Below are 431 nucleotides of genomic sequence, written 5' to 3'. Positions count from 1 at the left end.
CCAGGCGGCACCACCACGGCATTAACGAGCAACGACACCTTAAATGGAAGCCCAGTAGTAGTAGGTACCGCAGCAGGGAATGTACAAATCACATCAAGTACGGTTCCGGTAGGATCAGGACTAGTGGTAAATGCAGACGGAACAGTAACAGTTCCGGCCAACACCCCATCTGGAAACTATTCAGTAAGCTATACGATTTGTGAAGTAAACAACCCATTGAATTGTAGTACTATTAGCTCTACGGTAGTAGTAAGTGCCCCAGCGATTGTTGCGGTAACAGACACGACCCCTTCGGTTAATGGATTGCCAGGCGGCACCACCACGGCATTAACGAGCAACGACACCTTAAATGGAAGCCCAGTAGTAGTAGGTACCGCAGCAGGGAATGTACAAATCACATCAAGTACGGTTCCGGTAGGATCAGGACTAGT

General features: G+C 49.0%; 1 protein-coding gene. It reads left to right on the top strand.

Features of this window, described 5'->3' with window-relative positions:
* A partial coding sequence (locus tag GKZ86_RS25350; protein ID WP_195936705.1) for a hypothetical protein occupies positions 1–431 on the top strand: 431 nt, incomplete at both ends.

Origin of the sequence: Flavobacterium sp. LC2016-13 (assembly GCF_009707955.1) — a bacterium.
Taxonomy (GTDB): domain Bacteria; phylum Bacteroidota; class Bacteroidia; order Flavobacteriales; family Flavobacteriaceae; genus Flavobacterium.
This window is presented reverse-complemented; position numbering and strand designations above follow the sequence as displayed.